The organism is Pedococcus sp. KACC 23699, from assembly GCF_045348425.1.
In the GTDB taxonomy this organism is placed as follows: domain Bacteria; phylum Actinomycetota; class Actinomycetes; order Actinomycetales; family Dermatophilaceae; genus Pedococcus.
Genome location: NZ_CP157483.1, coordinates 2,574,927 through 2,589,712 on the forward strand (window position 1 = coordinate 2,574,927; position 14,786 = coordinate 2,589,712).

At 69.7% G+C, this 14,786-nt stretch carries 12 protein-coding genes; 6 read left to right on the forward strand and 6 right to left on the reverse strand.

Annotated elements, in window-relative coordinates; all coding sequences use genetic code 11:
• Positions 1-29: 29 nt before the first annotated feature.
• The 5 genes from ABEG17_RS12185 (at position 30) to ychF (ending at position 6,375) form a co-directional block, all read left to right on the forward strand.
• A complete protein-coding gene (locus tag ABEG17_RS12185; RefSeq protein ID WP_406829740.1) occupies positions 30-944 on the forward strand; it encodes an NUDIX hydrolase in 915 nt (304 codons plus the stop codon).
• Between the two features lie 124 nt (positions 945-1,068).
• Positions 1,069-1,755 (forward strand): peptidoglycan-binding protein, encoded by a 687-nt coding sequence (locus ABEG17_RS12190; protein WP_406829741.1) that lies wholly within the window; start codon positions 1,069-1,071, stop codon positions 1,753-1,755.
• A gap of 23 nt (positions 1,756-1,778) precedes the next feature.
• Positions 1,779-4,346, forward strand: coding sequence for a hypothetical protein (locus tag ABEG17_RS12195; protein ID WP_406829742.1), 2,568 nt, complete (start codon positions 1,779-1,781; stop codon positions 4,344-4,346).
• Positions 4,347-4,413: 67 nt separating this feature from the next.
• Complete coding sequence (locus ABEG17_RS12200) at positions 4,414-5,277, forward strand: thioesterase family protein (RefSeq protein WP_406829744.1); 864 nt, start codon at positions 4,414-4,416, stop codon at positions 5,275-5,277.
• A 12-nt stretch (positions 5,278-5,289) separates the two neighbouring features.
• Positions 5,290-6,375, forward strand: coding sequence for a redox-regulated ATPase YchF (gene ychF, locus ABEG17_RS12205; protein WP_406829745.1), 1,086 nt, complete (start codon positions 5,290-5,292; stop codon positions 6,373-6,375).
• Between the two features lie 20 nt (positions 6,376-6,395).
• Here the strand turns inward: ychF and ABEG17_RS12210 are convergent, their stop codons facing one another.
• From ABEG17_RS12210 to ABEG17_RS12225, 4 genes are all read right to left on the reverse strand, one after another.
• Positions 6,396-7,532, reverse strand: coding sequence for a tyrosine-type recombinase/integrase (locus tag ABEG17_RS12210; protein ID WP_406829746.1), 1,137 nt, complete (start codon positions 7,530-7,532; stop codon positions 6,396-6,398).
• Positions 7,466-7,735, reverse strand: coding sequence for a helix-turn-helix domain-containing protein (locus ABEG17_RS12215; protein WP_406829747.1), 270 nt, complete (start codon positions 7,733-7,735; stop codon positions 7,466-7,468). Before ABEG17_RS12215 ends, ABEG17_RS12210 begins: the two co-directional genes overlap by 67 nt.
• On the reverse strand, positions 7,704-9,272 hold the full coding sequence (locus ABEG17_RS12220) for a replication initiator (protein WP_406829748.1): 1,569 nt from the start codon (positions 9,270-9,272) through the stop codon (positions 7,704-7,706). The genes ABEG17_RS12215 and ABEG17_RS12220 overlap by 32 nt, the downstream gene beginning before the upstream one ends.
• A 532-nt stretch (positions 9,273-9,804) precedes the next feature.
• Positions 9,805-10,302: a hypothetical protein gene (locus ABEG17_RS12225; protein WP_406829749.1), complete on the reverse strand. Its 498-nt coding sequence runs from the start codon at positions 10,300-10,302 to the stop codon at positions 9,805-9,807.
• 1,027 nt (positions 10,303-11,329) lie between these two features.
• On the opposite strand from ABEG17_RS12225, the gene ABEG17_RS12230 reads away from it, so the two are divergent.
• On the forward strand, positions 11,330-11,983 hold the full coding sequence (locus ABEG17_RS12230; protein ID WP_406829750.1) for an SGNH/GDSL hydrolase family protein: 654 nt from the start codon (positions 11,330-11,332) through the stop codon (positions 11,981-11,983).
• Between the two features lie 96 nt (positions 11,984-12,079).
• Here ABEG17_RS12230 and ABEG17_RS12235 read toward each other — a convergent pair whose 3' ends face one another.
• Positions 12,080-14,437: an arylsulfatase gene (locus tag ABEG17_RS12235; RefSeq protein ID WP_406829752.1), complete on the reverse strand. Its 2,358-nt coding sequence runs from the start codon at positions 14,435-14,437 to the stop codon at positions 12,080-12,082.
• Positions 14,438-14,489: 52 nt separating this feature from the next.
• Entirely contained in the window at positions 14,490-14,780 is a 291-nt protein-coding gene (locus ABEG17_RS12240; protein WP_406829753.1) for a hypothetical protein, read from the reverse strand.
• Positions 14,781-14,786 lie beyond the last annotated feature (6 nt).

Consider the following 14,786-nt stretch of genomic DNA (forward strand, 5'->3'; position numbering starts at 1 on the left):
GAGGTGACGCGCCGGGTAGCGTCTCGGCCATGTCCGACACGTCAGGTGCGCCGTCCCCACCGGTCCTCGAGGACGAGGACCTGGTCGTCCTTGGTGTGGAGGTGCAGCCCGGCGACGAAGCCACCCTTCGGGCCTTCACGGTGGTCTGGCAGGGCGAGCAGGTCGGTCGGGTCGAGCTCCTCCTCGGCGACACGGGTGACGCCGAGGTGATCTGGCTGTTCGTGGACGAGTACCGCAGGGTCGGGATCATCGAGCGCGCCCTGCGGCTGGTGCTCCGGTGGGCCTTCGACGACCTCGGCCTGCGCCGGATCGAGGCGAGGGTCGAGGACTCCGACCGCGATGCCGTCCGCGCCGCGATGCGGGGAGGGCTGCGCAAGGAGGGAGTGAGCCGTTCCCAGGCCGTCCCCGGTGGGCGCGGCGACGTGGTGGTCCTGGGCGTCCTCGACGACGACCCGTCCCCGGACAGCCGCGACGGCTTCATCGCCCAGCTCAACTCCGCGCTGCCGACCAAGCGCGCCATCGCGCAGGGCGTGATCCGCGACTCCCGCGACCGAGTGCTGCTGTGCGAGCTGGTCTACAAGCAGGAGTGGGACCTCCCGGGCGGGGTCGTGGACCCCTACGAGTCACCGGCCCACTGCGTGGTGCGGGAGGTGCGTGAGGAGCTCGGCGTGGACGTCGAGGTCCTGGGGCTGCTCGCCGTCAACTGGCTGCCCCCGTGGCGCGGCTGGTCCGACGCGACCGTCTTCGTCTTCGACCTGGGTCTGGTCGACGACGACTTCATGTCCCGGACGACCCTGCAGCCGCGCGAGATCCGGGCCGTCCACTGGGTGGGGGAGGAGGAGCTCGACCGGCACGTCGCGCCCTACAACCAGCGCCTGCTCGCCTTCCTGGCGACCCATGCCGGCCCCACCGCATACCTCGAGGACGGCCTCCCGGTCCTCTGAGAGGCGGGTATGGCGACATCGCCGCAGGTCAGCGTGGTGTTCGACGTGCGGTGAGGGTGCCGGACCGCTACTGTCGCGACGTCATCCTGCCGGGGGAAACCGTTCGAAAATCACGGAGTGCACCATGACTGACTCGACCATGCCGCCGCTGACCGCGGAGGAGCTGGCCGCCGAGAGCGGCACCGCTCTGCCCGACAAGGAGGTCATCAGCCTCCTCGACCTCAACGCCGACCTCAACATCGGCCTCGACGCCGCGGCGCCGATCGACCTCGCGGTCGCGGCCAACGCCAACGTCGCGGCCCCGATCGAGGCCGCTGTCGGTGCGAACGTGCTGTCCGTCGGTTCGGACGCCCAGGCGCTCGCCGCCCAGGGTGCCCACATCGACCAGGGCATCACTGGCGAGGCCATCGCCCACGGCGCCCAGGGGTCGACCATCGACCAGGCCCACTCGGACCCCGCGCCCGTCGCCCCCGCGACCCAGGACCCGACGCCCGGGGCTGCTCCGGATCCGACCGCTGGTGCCGCGACAGGTGAGGTGCCCGACGCCGTCACCTCCGGCAGCCCGCTCGACGGCCCGCTGCTCAACGTCGACGTCAACCTCGCCGCCGACCTGCACCTCGCAGCCCCGATCGCCGGTGCCGTCGCTGCCAACGCCAACGTCGCGGCGCCGATCGACGCCTCGGTGGCGGGCAACATCGGTTCCATCGACTCGCACGCGGCTGCGCTGGCGCAGCAGGACGCCGTGATCACCCAGCACGTCGACGCCGACGCGCACGCGACGACCGACCAGTCCTCGGACATCTCCCAGTAGTCGGCGCGAGAACACCCAGCGACGTGACTCCCTTCGAGGGGCCCGGGGCCCCGACGGGGCGCGAGCCTGCCCCCGCACCCGTGGGTGCGGGGGAGGCGCAACGCCCCGAGCCGTCCAGCCTGCCGGGCGCCGAGCTCACTGGCGGGGGCGTGGGGGGCACCGAGGTCCCCGTCCGCGCAGACGGTGTGCAGCTGCTGGGAGAGGTGCCGGGCTCCGGGTACCGCGTGGCGCCGGCCCTCGTCCGGCGCGGGGACGGCCAGACGATCCAGCTCACGCCACTCCTGTATGCCGTCCTGGAGCAGGTCGACGGGCGGCGCACCACCGCGCAGGTCGCGGAGGCGGTGGGAGCCTCGATCGGTCGACAGGTGCGGGCCGAGGACGTCGAGACCCTGTGCGACTCCAAGCTGCGCACCCTCGGGGTGCTGAAGAAGGCCGACGGTTCCGACCCAGAGGTCAAGCGCTCGAACCCGTTGCTGGCGCTTCGTTTCCGCTATGTCGTGACCGATCCGAAGGTCACGCGGAGGATCACCGCGCCCTTCGCGCTGCTGTTCGCCCCCGTGGTCGTGGCGCTGCTCGTCGCGGCGTTCCTCGCCGTGTGCGTGTGGGTGCTCCTGCACAAGGGTCTGGGCTCGGCGACGCACCAGGCGTTCGACCAGCCGGCGCTGCTGCTGACGGTGTTCGCCCTCACGGTGGTGTCTGCGGGCTTCCACGAGTTCGGGCACGCGGCGGCGGCCCGCTACGGCGGCGCGACTCCCGGGGCGATGGGCACGGGGCTGTACCTCGTGTGGCCCGCGTTCTACACCGACGTCACCGACAGCTACCGCCTCGGTCGGGCAGGGCGGGTGCGCACCGACCTCGGTGGGCTCTACTTCAACGCCATCGTCGCCGTCCTCATGTTCGGCGTCTGGTGGGCGACGGGGTGGGACGCGATCCTGCTCATCATCGCGACGCAGGTGCTCCAGATGGTCCGCCAGCTCGCGCCGCTCGTGCGCTTCGACGGCTACCACGTGCTCGCTGACGTGACCGGTGTCCCGGACCTCTACCACCGCATCAAGCCGACCCTGGTGTCCTTGCTGCCGCGGCACTGGAAGGACCCCGAGGCCAGGGTGCTCAAGCCCTGGGCGCGCGCCGTCGTGACCGGCTGGGTCCTGGTCGTCGTGCCGATGCTGGTCTTCTCGTCCGTGATGATGGTGCTGAGCTTCCCGCGGGTCGCCGGGACCGCCTGGGCCTCGGTGGCGCGCCAGTGGGCGCGGATGGAGACGCAGGCCGCCGACGGTGACGTGCTCGCCGTCGTGGTCCGGGTGCTGTCCATCTTCGCCATCGCGCTGCCCGTGTTCGGCGTCGTGTTCATCATGTCCCGACTGGTCCGCCAGGTGGTCGTCGGCACGTGGCGCAAGACCGAGGGGCACCCCGTACGCCGCGGGGTCGCCGCGCTGGCGGCGGTCGCCGTCGTGGCCGGGCTGGCGTGGGCCTGGTGGCCGCAGCCCGGCACGTACCGGCCCGTGCAGGCCTACGAGCGCGGCACGCTGGCGGACGGGGTGCAGACCACGCTGGCTCGAAGCGGGCTCCAGGGGTCGGCCCTGGGACCGATCCAGGAGGGGCGCGAGGGCTCTGGGCGCGCCGTCTGGCCGAAGGGTGCTGCCCTCCCCACCGCAGATGCGCCGCAGCTCGCCGTCGTCATGGTGCCGCGTGCCGGCCAGACCGGCCCCGACGGGTCGGCCCTGCCGACGTGGGTGTTCCCGTTCGACCGCCCGCTGCCGCCGGGGGAGGGCGACAACCAGGCGATGGCCGTCAACACCACCGACGGCACGTCGCAGTACGACGTCGCCTTCGCCCTCGTGTGGGCCGACGGGGACCACGTCACCAACGCCAACGAGGCGTACGCGCTCGCGTCCTGCACCGGGTGCCAGGCCGTGGCCGTCGCCTTCCAGGTCGTCGTCATCGTCGGCGACGCCCACGTGGTCGTGCCCAAGAACGTCGCAGCCGCGATCAACTACAACTGCGTCCAGTGCGTGACGCAGGCCCTCGCGACCCAGCTGGTGGTGACGCTGTCGGGGCCGCTCTCGGCGCAGAGCTCAGCCGACCTCAATGCACTGTGGGCCGAAATTTCGAGGTTCGCCGCGACCGTCAAGGACGTCCCGCTCAGCCAGCTCCAGGGTCGCCTCAACGACTACGAGCGGCAGATCCTGGCGATCCTGCGCAAGGACCCGGCCTGGGTGGAGCCCACCGCTGACGGTGCGCCCACGACGACTGCTGCCACCACGGGCGCCACCGGAACGGCGACCACGTCGACTCCGTCGACCACGACCTCGACGACCTCCGGCTCGTCCGGTCCGACGACCTCCGGCAGCGGCGCCACACCGACGACCTCGGGGACGGCGTCCCCCGGTGGCACCCCGGCAGGCACGGCGTCGCCGTCGTCCACGGGCGCGACCAGCGGCCCGAGCGCCACCACGCCGGGCGCGACGCCGTCAGCCACCTCGAGCCCCTCGGTCAGCCCGGGTGGCAGTCCCAGCCCGAGCCCGACGGCGTCCGCGGCGCAGGGCGCAGCCACCGCCGAGGCAGTGGCGCCCGCCACGCCCGCCCCGTGAGGTGACCGTGCGCGGCATACCCTCCTGACTGGTCAGGTATGGCGCGCACGGTGACGGAGGACGACGGATGGGCGAGCAGGGCAGCGAGTTCGACGAGGGGTCGGCGGTCGCGGCGCGCAGCGGCGAGCGAGGCGTCTACGACGCAGCGCTCGGCGAGGGATGGCGCATCGGCGGCGGGGTGAACGGCGGGATGCTGCTGTCCATCGCCGGCTGCGCGCTCGCGGCCGAGCTCGGCAGCGCCGCGGACGACCGTCCGGCGCACCCGCACCCCTTGGCGATCAGCGCGTACTACCTGACGCCCGGCGTACCCGGTGCGGCCACGGTGCGCACCTCGGTGCTGCGACGCGGCCGCGCGGTCTCCAACGGCCAGGCCTCGCTGCTCCAGGACGACGGGGACGGTGGTGAGGTGGAGCGCATCCGGGTCCTTGCGACGTACGGAGACCTCGCCACGATGGACGCCGACGCCACCACCACGGCCACCCCGCCCGAGCTCCCGCCGCCTGACCGGTGCCTGTCGACCGACCAGGCGCCCCCGCAGTTCCTCAAGGCGGCCTCGTTGCTCGAGCGCCTCGACCTGCGCCTGGACCCGGCCACCACCGGCTGGGCGATGGGCAAGCCGTCGGGCAACGGCGTGATCCGCGGGTGGCTGCGGATGGTCGACGGTCGCGAGCCGGACCCGCTGCTCCTGCTGCTGGCCGTCGACGCGCTGCCGCCGGTGGCGTTCGAGCTGGGACTGCCGGGGTGGGCGCCGACCCTCGAGCTGACCGCCCACGTCCGGGCTCGTCCGGCGCCGGGGTGGCTGCGGGTCAACCTCACCAGCCGCACCATGTCGGGGGGCTACCTCGAGGAGGACGCGGAGGTCTGGGACAGCGAGGGCCGCCTCGTCGCGCTGTCCCGGCAGCTGGCGAGGGCCGCCACGCCACGACGGTAGACTCTCGGCCTTGTGGCTCTCACTATCGGAATCGTCGGTCTGCCCAACGTCGGCAAGTCCACGATGTTCAACGCCCTGACCAAGAACAACGTGCTCGCTGCGAACTACCCGTTCGCGACCATCGAGCCCAACGTCGGGGTCGTGCCCCTGCCGGACGCCCGACTGGGCAAGCTCGCCGAGATCTTCAGCTCCGAGAAGATCCTCCCGGCGACGGTGTCCTTCGTCGACATCGCCGGCATCGTCCGCGGCGCCTCCGAGGGGGAGGGGCTCGGCAACAAGTTCCTCGCCAACATCCGTGAGGCCGACGCGATCTGCCAGGTCGTGCGCGCGTTCGAGGACGGCGACGTCGTCCACGTCGACGGCAAGGTCTCGCCCGCGTCCGACATCGAGACCATCCACACCGAGCTGATCCTCGCCGACCTGCAGACCCTCGAGAAGGCCGTGCCCCGGCTCGAGAAGGAGTCGCGGATCCAGAAGGACAAGAAGGCCTCCTACGACAACGCCGTGGCGGCCCAGAAGGTCCTCGAGGAGGGCAACACCCTGTATGCCGCGGGCGCCGGGGCCGGGGTCGACCTCGCTGACGCGCGTCAGCTGGGGCTGCTCACCACGAAGCCGTTCATCTACGTGTTCAACCTCGACGAGGACCAGCTCGGCGACGCCGACCTGCACGCGTCGCTGCGCTCCCTGGTCGAGCCCGCGGACGCGGTGTTCCTCAACGCCAAGCTCGAGATGGACCTCATGGAGATGGAGGCCGAGGAGGCGATGGAGCTGCTGGAGTCCTTTGGTGCCACCGAGTCCGGGCTCGACCAGCTCGCGCGCACCGGGTTCCACACTCTCGGCCTGCAGACCTACCTCACGGCGGGCCCCAAGGAGTCGCGCGCGTGGACGATCGGCCGGGGCTGGACCGCCCCCCAGGCCGCTGGCGTCATCCACACCGACTTCCAGCGAGGGTTCATCAAGGCCGAGATCGTCTCCTTCGACGACCTCGTCGAGGCCGGGTCCATGGCTGCCGCCAAGTCCGCCGGCAAGGTCCGCATCGAGGGCAAGGAGTACGTCATGGCCGACGGCGACGTCGTGGAGTTCCGCTTCAACGTCTGAAACACGGCCATCACCGCAGGTCAGCGACCTGCGACCTCCTCGTGGGGCACCAGTGGGGCACGTGCGGCCCACGCGGTGTCGACCGCTCGTCGGGTCCGGTCCTCCGAATCGGGCATCAGGTGCCCGTACGTGGACAGCACGAGGGCGGCGTTGTGGTGTCCCAACCGCTCGGCAACAGCGATGACGGACTCACCCTGTGCCAGCAGGACCGACGCGTAGTGGTGCCGCAGATCGTGCGACGTGGTCGAGGCTGGGAGCCCGGCTGCGGCGACTGCCACGGAGAAGATCCTTGTCCCGTAGTAGTCGTGCCGGTATGGCGCACCGAACCGGGTCGTGAACAACGTTCCGTCCTCGCCCCGCGGGAACTCCTCGAGGTGCACCGACAACGCTTCGGCCACCACCTGGGGGAGCGGCACGGTCCTCGTCGAGCGCCGGGTCTTCGGCGCGCTGCGGACCTTTTGTCCCGGCGCCAGCTGCCACTCGATGCGCACCGACCTGCGCATGAAGTCGACATCCTGCACACGCAGACTGAGCAGCTCGCCGATTCGTAGCCCGAGTCCGGCCTGAGCGATGACCATGGCGCGGTTTCGTCGAGGCATCGCCTCCGCCAGGGCCGCTACCTGCTCGACGGAAAGTGGGACCACTCGCTCCCGATGCGTCGGCGGCAAAGAGAGCCGTACGACCGGTGACGAAGCCACCAGGCGGTCCAACACGGCGGAGGCGTAGACCGACCGCAGCAGGCTCACGAGGTTGCGCAGCGTCGTCGGTGCCAGCACCTGTGCACGGTCAGAGGCCCATGCCTGCACCTCTGACGGAGTCACCACTGCCAGGCGCCGGGCCCCCAGGCTGGTCCCAGCGATGTGGGTGTCGATCATGCTCTCAACGCGGCGCGCGGTCGTCGGCCTGTGGATCCGACCGCCCGCCCAGCGCCGCGCGTACTCAAGGACTGTCGTGGTGTCGAAGGGATCGACGTACTGGCCCCGCAACAGGTCCGCCTCGAGCTGGGTGACGAAACGCTGCGCGTCGATCTTGCGGCTGAAGGACCGCTTGCGCTGTCGCCCGGTGTCGTCACGCCATCGGGCGAGCCAGCTCACGGTGCCGCCACGGTCGCGCTTGTCGATGCTGGCCACGTCAGGACTGCCGAGTCCTTGACCCACGCCCGCACCCGGTCGGGGTCGAACCGGATGTGTCGCCCGACCTTGTAGGCCGGCGGCCCTTCACCGCGGACACGCCACTGGTAAAGCGTTCCGACTGGCACGTTCAGGAACTCGGAGACGTCCTGAAGAGTCCACAGTCGGGCGCAGGTGGGTGGTCGCGAGACGTCCCTCTCAACCACAGGTGCCGATCTTCGTACTGGCATTGCTGGCTCCTTTCATGCGTCGGTGCTGTCGGTCTGCTACGCGCTCTTGGGCGTACTCGCGGGCTCGTGCCGCGGCTGCGACGGCGAGGGCGGTCTCGCCGTCGTTGGCCCAGCCGCTGCCGGCGTAGGCCCAGTGGCCGATGACAAGGGTCGTGTCGTCCTGGTCGTCGGCCAAGAGCTCGGCTTCGAGCTGGCGCAGGTCGAGCCGTTCCCCGGCACGGTTGGCTTCGGCGATGCGGGCTTGCGCACGCTGGCGTGCCCGGCGGAGCTGGCCGAGGGTGACGGAGTAGCGGCGGGACTTGGTGGCGAAGTGCCCACGGAAGCCCAGCGAGGGCGCCCATTTGCCGAGCAGCGCGTACGGCCCGTCCGGGTTGATGGCCAGTTCGGGGGAGGGGCCGGAGGTGGCTTGGCGGGCCAGGCGCCCGGCGGTGGCGTGCAGGCGGCGCAGGTGGTGGGTGTTCTTGGTGGTGGTGTCGGTGGCTGACTTGGTGGCGTACTTCGCGAGGTATCCGGCGACCTGTTCGGGGGTGAGCTCACGGTCGGGGTCGTCGGTGCGGCGTGAGGTGCGTACGGGTCGGGTGTCGACCTGGGCACCGAACGCCAGCATTCGGGCGGCGTCACCGTCGTGGACGGGTGGGGCGCTGAACCGGACTGCGGCCACGGCGTGCTGCACGAGGCCGGCCAGGACGGGCGCGGTGAGGGCGGCGGTTGCGGGGGCGAACCCGTCGGCGGTCTTGGGTCCGTCGAGGCGGATCAGGGCGTGGAAGTGGACCGCACCGCGGAGCTGGTACTCGGCGACCTTGGCGTACTGCACCGATGCGACATCCGGCAGGTCGGTGGCGGTGATGCCGAGGTGGTGGGCCACCGCGCGGCGTAGGGCGATGGTGAACCGGCGCCACAGCTCGGGCGCCCACCACTGCCACACGACGTGCGAGTCGTAGTCGTAGCAGTCGCCACACAGCGGCTGCCCGACCGCCGGGTCGTCCTGGTCGTGGACGGTCATGCACCGCACGGTCGTGCCGTGGGGGCAGCGGCTGCCGTCGTCGCGGCGGGGACGGCAGCGACCGCTGTTGGCTCTGGTTCCGTGGACCGAGCCGAAGGATGGGGCGGTGAGGGTGGCGAACACCAGCGGGTTGTCACCCACGCTGGCGGGGACGCCTTTGCCTCCGGCGACTCCGGCGCGGATGAGGTGGAACATGTCGGCCGCGTACTGCCGCGAGCACGACTCGCACTCGGATGCGCGACGGTTGCCGCAGCGTTTGTAGGTCACCCCGGACGGTTCGTCACTGGAGGAGTACGACCGGACCAGTTCGCCCGTGGTCTTGGCGAAGGTGTCGGTGCGTCCGACGAGGCGGACCGGGTGGGCGCAGAACCCGACCCGGGACACCGTGGTCGACCACTGCTCGAAGTCCGCGGAGAGGAGCCGGGCGACGAGCTGCGCCTCAACATCAGGGGCCAGGTCGGGGATGTCCAGCGGTCGATCTTCCGGAGGGGGCACGGTCCTTCGGGGGCGGTCGAGATCGTCGATGGTGCTCATCGCCTGGCCCCCTTTCCCAAGAAGGGTGTGCCGTGCGGGCGATACTTCTGTGACCCGTCCGCACGGCACACCCAGTTCTTGGGTGACCACTGGCATGGCTGACCGGCGCACGGGTCACACACGTGCCGGCTTGTTGCCTAAAGACCAAAACCGTTGTCGCCCAACGCCTTCCGCACCCCGGATCAACATGGAACGGGATGGCGACTCGGTTGTCGTCCGCTCTTCGACGGTCTCAGCCGACCGCGCTCCCGTCCATCAATTGCAACCCCCTGAGCCGATCCTTGACCAAACCCTTACCTTCGCCAGCCCCTCACCACCGAAGGCTCCACGGACGCCACGTCAGGCAACGGCAAGCCCAGAGGGCCTGCTTCAGCCGTCGGAAGGCTTCCGCACCCGCCATCGCCGAATTGAGTGTGTCAAGCCAAGCAGGCCCCGCGAAGGCTGCGATATCTGGCCTCAGTTGATGCCCGGAACGTAGACAGGGTGCCCGCGTATGTCGCGGGCACCCTGTCGTACGTGTATTCGAAGTTCGCTACTGGGTGATGGTCACCTGATCGACGGTTGCTGATCCGGTGAGCCGAACGGCAGCATGGGGCTGCATGTTTACGCTCTTGAAGCGGCCGCCGGTGGAGTTCCAGTAGAAGTAGCCGTACCAGTTTCCGGATCGGGCGCCGATTCGGTTAAGCCAGGTCCCGTTCTTGGTCCCGACGCCGGCGAATCCGTAGGCGGCCGATGGGGAGGACACGGGGTCGAGGATGAAGTCGGTGGCCCGCGGCGGGTTGTATGGTCCGCTGATAGAGGCCACTGCCAGAGGCTGGGGGTCTTCGAAGCCGGAGAAGGTCGTCTCACCGGTGTTGACGTCCGCAACGTAGACGGCGATCTTGCCCTTCGGCGTCGGGCTGGGTTGGACCTTGAGGAGTTTCGCCTGCTTTGCCTTCGCGGGTGGCTCGGCTGTGGCGGGGGTGGCATTGACTCCGGCCAGAACGGTGCACATGGCCAGTGTCGCGATGAGTGCTGCGCGGATGCGCATCTTTCCCCCTTGGAAGAATGGGCTTGTTCCGGTCGGAACCAGCGGCCCACAGGCAATCACTGATCCCTCTCCTCGGGTTAGGGCGACACGCCGGTCCTGACGAAGCCTTGACCTCGCAGATGACGGCAGCCGAATCCCTCTCGGTCCCCGACGCCGGACGCTCTCGAGAAGACCTGTATCGATCCCCGGCCCCCCAGCTCGACGACACCCACGGAACATCGTCTACCCAAGCGCCGAATCGCGCCGGGTGTCAAGCATCAGGTGACACACCCCCGTCAAGCATCACCCGCGACAGGACACACGAACTTGACGCCAGGTGGTGAGGACTTTCTTCACATGGCTCAAGACCGCGGCTTCGCCGCGGCGGCGCGGGACCCCGCGATGGGGCCCCGCGCTGCGGGCGGCGCTGGCGCGCCGTCCTCGCGCACCCCACCGCACCCCGCGCACGACGAAGTGCCCCGGACGCCATCCAGGGCACTCTCACCTCCGAGCCGCCGACCCGACTCCGCAGCATCCGGCCGGCCACTCCAACCCGTCAAGGCCGCAGCTCCGTATGGGTCCAGGTGCACACTCCGTGTACCGCCGGATCACCTGATCTGTCAGGGCGACCTTGACCGGGTCAGAGGCCGACCTCCACTGCTCCGCGATCGGGTCGGTGGCTCTCCTTGCCCATCCCGCTTGGGGCACATTTGGGGCACACGAGAAATGCCCCCTGCGGCAGCCTGAGTCAAGTGACCGGAACCACTCAGCACGCTGACCAGCACAAACACGGCTTCGGCGCAGGCCAAACGAGTGGGGTCGCAGTTCCGCTTCAACGTCTGAACGTGATTCCGTCACGGCCAGGTATTGCGTCCCGACCTAGACTGTCCGGGTGGGCCGCGGTCGGTTGACTCGCCAGGTTGTGGCACTCGCCATCGCAGGAGCTGTCGCGGCAGGGTGCTCGTCTCCACGCTCGGTCCCGACCGAGTCCGGCACGACCGCTCCTTCGCCATCCGGTGCGCCGACGACGAAGCACCCGCGGTCGATCGTGGCCCTGGGTGACTCGGTGCCGAGCGGCAGCGGCTGCGGATGCACGGCCTATCCGGAACTGACAGGCCTCGAACTGGCCGCGCCGCCCGAACGCGCGGTCACGGTGGTGAACGATGCTGTCGACGGATACACCACCACCGACCTCCTGACTCAGCTCCAGTCCGATGCGGCGGTCGCCGACCAGGTGCGGACCTCCGATGTCGTCGAGGTGGAGATCGGCGCGAACGACGTGGCCTACTCGCGATCGTGTGGCAATTCGGCTCCCTGTTACGAGACCACGATCCCCGTGGTGGAGAAGAACCTCGCGGCCATCGTGGCCCGGGTCCATGAGCTCACGACCGGTCGGCGGGTGCTCGTCGTGCTCCTGGACTACTGGAGCGTCTGGCTTGGCGGCCAGTACGCCACCGAGCAGGGCGGCGCCTATGTCACGGCAGCCGCCATCGTGACCGACCAGGTCAACGCCGCCATCAAGGCCACGGCAGCGACCACGAGCTCGGCGTACGTCGATGTGTTGACCGCGTTCAAGGGACCTGACCAGACGTACGACGAGACCCACTACCTGGCGACCGATGGCGAGCACCCGAACGCGGCAGGACACCAGCAGATCGCCTCGGCAGCCGTGAACGTGATCAAGGACGTCTTGCACCTCTGACGAGGCTGCAGATCACGCCGGTTGGCTTGGACGTGAACGCGCGCTGTGCGCAGCGCGCCGTCGGTGCCTTCGGCGCGATGGTCGGCCCCATCGGCACTACTCCCGCATGAGCATGCCCTGGGCCTCGCGCTCGAGGTCGATGTAGGGCTCGCCACTGACGTCGACGGCCACCCGTCTGATCGTGCCGCCGGTGAAACGGTACGGCCGTTCGCCCGGGTAGTCCTGCGTGACCGGGTCGCCCACGTCGCGTCCCACGGCGAGGCCCTCCCCGGCGATCATGTAGCTGCCCGGCTGGAGCTTGATCTGACCCTCCCCGACCAACCTGTCACCGTGGTACAGCGAGAGCGTGCCGGCGGCGACCGGCGTCTGCTCCGTGCCGTCCTTGACGAACGAGGCGGACAGGATGAGGTTCTCGCCGGTGGGCAGGTCCTCACTCGCATCGACCCTCTGCTCGAACATGCCCACGAAGCTGTTGACGTAGTGCAGCCGGTTGTCCCTGACGTACAGACTGTGGCCGCCGAAGCGTGACCCCTGCGCGAAGAGCACGCCCTGGGCGCCCGGCTCGGGGAGGTCGACCAAGGCACCGATGACGAACGACCGGCCACGGACCACGACGGCCTGGGCCTCGGGCACCTCGGCGTGGTTGGGGTAGTAGACGTAGCGCTCCCGCGGCGCCGACAGCTGCGGTCGCGGTGACACGAGGATCTCCAGGGCCGAGCGGTCATCGAGCGGGAAGCCCTCGTTGGCGCCGGCCTCGGCGTACCAGAGGTTGACCATCTCGCGAAGCTTGTCGGGCTGCTCGGCGGCCAGGTCGCGCAGCTCGGAGCGGTCGACGTCGACGTGGTAGAGCTCCCACTCGTCGTCGTTGAAGTGCCCCCATCCGCTGATCGTCGGGTGGGTGGTGACGGCCTTCCAGCCGTCGTGCCAGATGCCGCGCGACCCGAGCATCGAGTAGAACTGCGTCGTCCGCTGACCCGGAGCCTTCGGGTCCTCGAAGCTGTAGCGCATGCTCACGCCGTCGAACCGGCTCTGGGTGTGGCCCTTGATCGTCCCCGGGGGCTCGATGCCGAGGACGTCGAGCACCGTGGGCACCAGGTCGATGGCGTGGTGGTACTGCTCGCGGATCTCGCCCCTCGCCTTCATCCCGGTCGGCCACGAGATCACGCACGGGTCGGAGGTGCCGCCGTTGAACTCGTAGCGCTTCCACATCTTGAAGGGCGTGTTGAACGCCATCGCCCACCCGTTCGGGTAGTGGTTGTAGGTCTTCGGGCCGCCCAGGTCGTCGAGCATCGCGAGGTTGGCGTCGATGTCGTCGGGAATGCCGTTCATGAACAGCATCTCGTTGACCGACCCGTCCGGGCCTCCCTCTCCGCTGGCGCCGTTGTCGGAGACGAGGATGACCAGGGTGTTCTCCCGCTGACCGGTCTCCTCGAGGTAGGCCAGCAGCCGACCGATCTGCGCGTCGGCGTGGGAGAGGAACCCGGCATACACCTCTGCCATGCGGGAGAAGAGACGCTTCTCCTGCCCCGACAACGAGTCCCACGGCCGGGTGGTGTCCACGGGCGGGAAGGGCTGTCCCTTGGGGCCGGTGTGCGTCTCGGGGGTGCCGAGCGGGTTGATCGCGGGCAGCTCGGTGTTCGGCGGCACGATGCCGAGCTCGATCTGGCGGGCCAGGGTGGCCTCGCGCATCGCCTCGTACCCCTCGTCGAACTTCCCCGCGTACTTCTCGATCCACTTTTTGGGTGCGTGGTGCGGTGCGTGGCAGGCGCCGGGCGCGTAGTAGAGGAAGAAGGGCTTCTCCGGCGCGACCGCCTTGGCGTCCATGATGAACTCGATCGCCTTGTCCGTGATGTCCTCGCCGAAGTGGTAGCCCTCCTCGGGTGACCTGGGCTGGTCCACGGGGTGGTTGTCGTAGGTCAGCTCCGGGTACCACTGGCTCGTCTCGGCGCCGAGGAAGCCGTACCACCGTTCGAAGCCTCGTCCCGTCGGCCAGTTCCGACGTGTCGACGCGAGGTTCATCTCGACCGTCGGGCACAGGTGCCACTTGCCCACCATGTAGGTGTTCCAGCCGCGCTCGCCGAGGATCTCCGACAACATGCCGTTCTCGGGCGGGATCGTGCCGCTGGCGTTGGCGAAGCCGCTCGCGCCCTCGGTGATGCAGGCCATGCTGTTGCGGGTGTGGTTGCGTCCCGTGAGCAGGCAGGAGCGGGTCGGCGAGCAGAGCGCGGTGGTGTGCCACTGGGTGTAGCGGACACCGTCGCCGGCGATCTTGTCGATGTTCGGGGTCTCGATCGGACCGCCGTAACAGCTCATCGCGGAGAAGCCGACGTCGTCGAGCACGATGTAGAGGACGTTCGGGGCCCCGTCGGGGGCCTTCGGTGGCGCGAACGGGGTCCAGTCCTCCACCGAGTCCCGGATGTCGACGTTGACCCTGCCCTTGAACGGAATGCTCACGACCCCTCGATTCTGAACGTTGTGCCCGGGACCCTCGTGGCCACGGCGCCGGCTACGTGGTCACGGTCGAGGACGACGAGCGGCGCTGGGCCGCACCGGCGCCCCAGTGGCTGACGTCGAGCAGTGCGGCGATCGCCACCCAGAACCAGTCCCACCCGCTCAGGCCGCCGACCCGCCAGAGGATGACGTACATCAGCGTCGCGAACGGCAGGAAGAGCAGACCGAGCAGCGGCCAGATCCACGAGGTGAACGCTGCGTTGACCATGGCCGGTCGGGCGATCCAGACGATGAGCAGGGCCAGGCGCGGGAACACGCCGGCCAGCAGGACGAACAGGCAGCCCATGGTGTG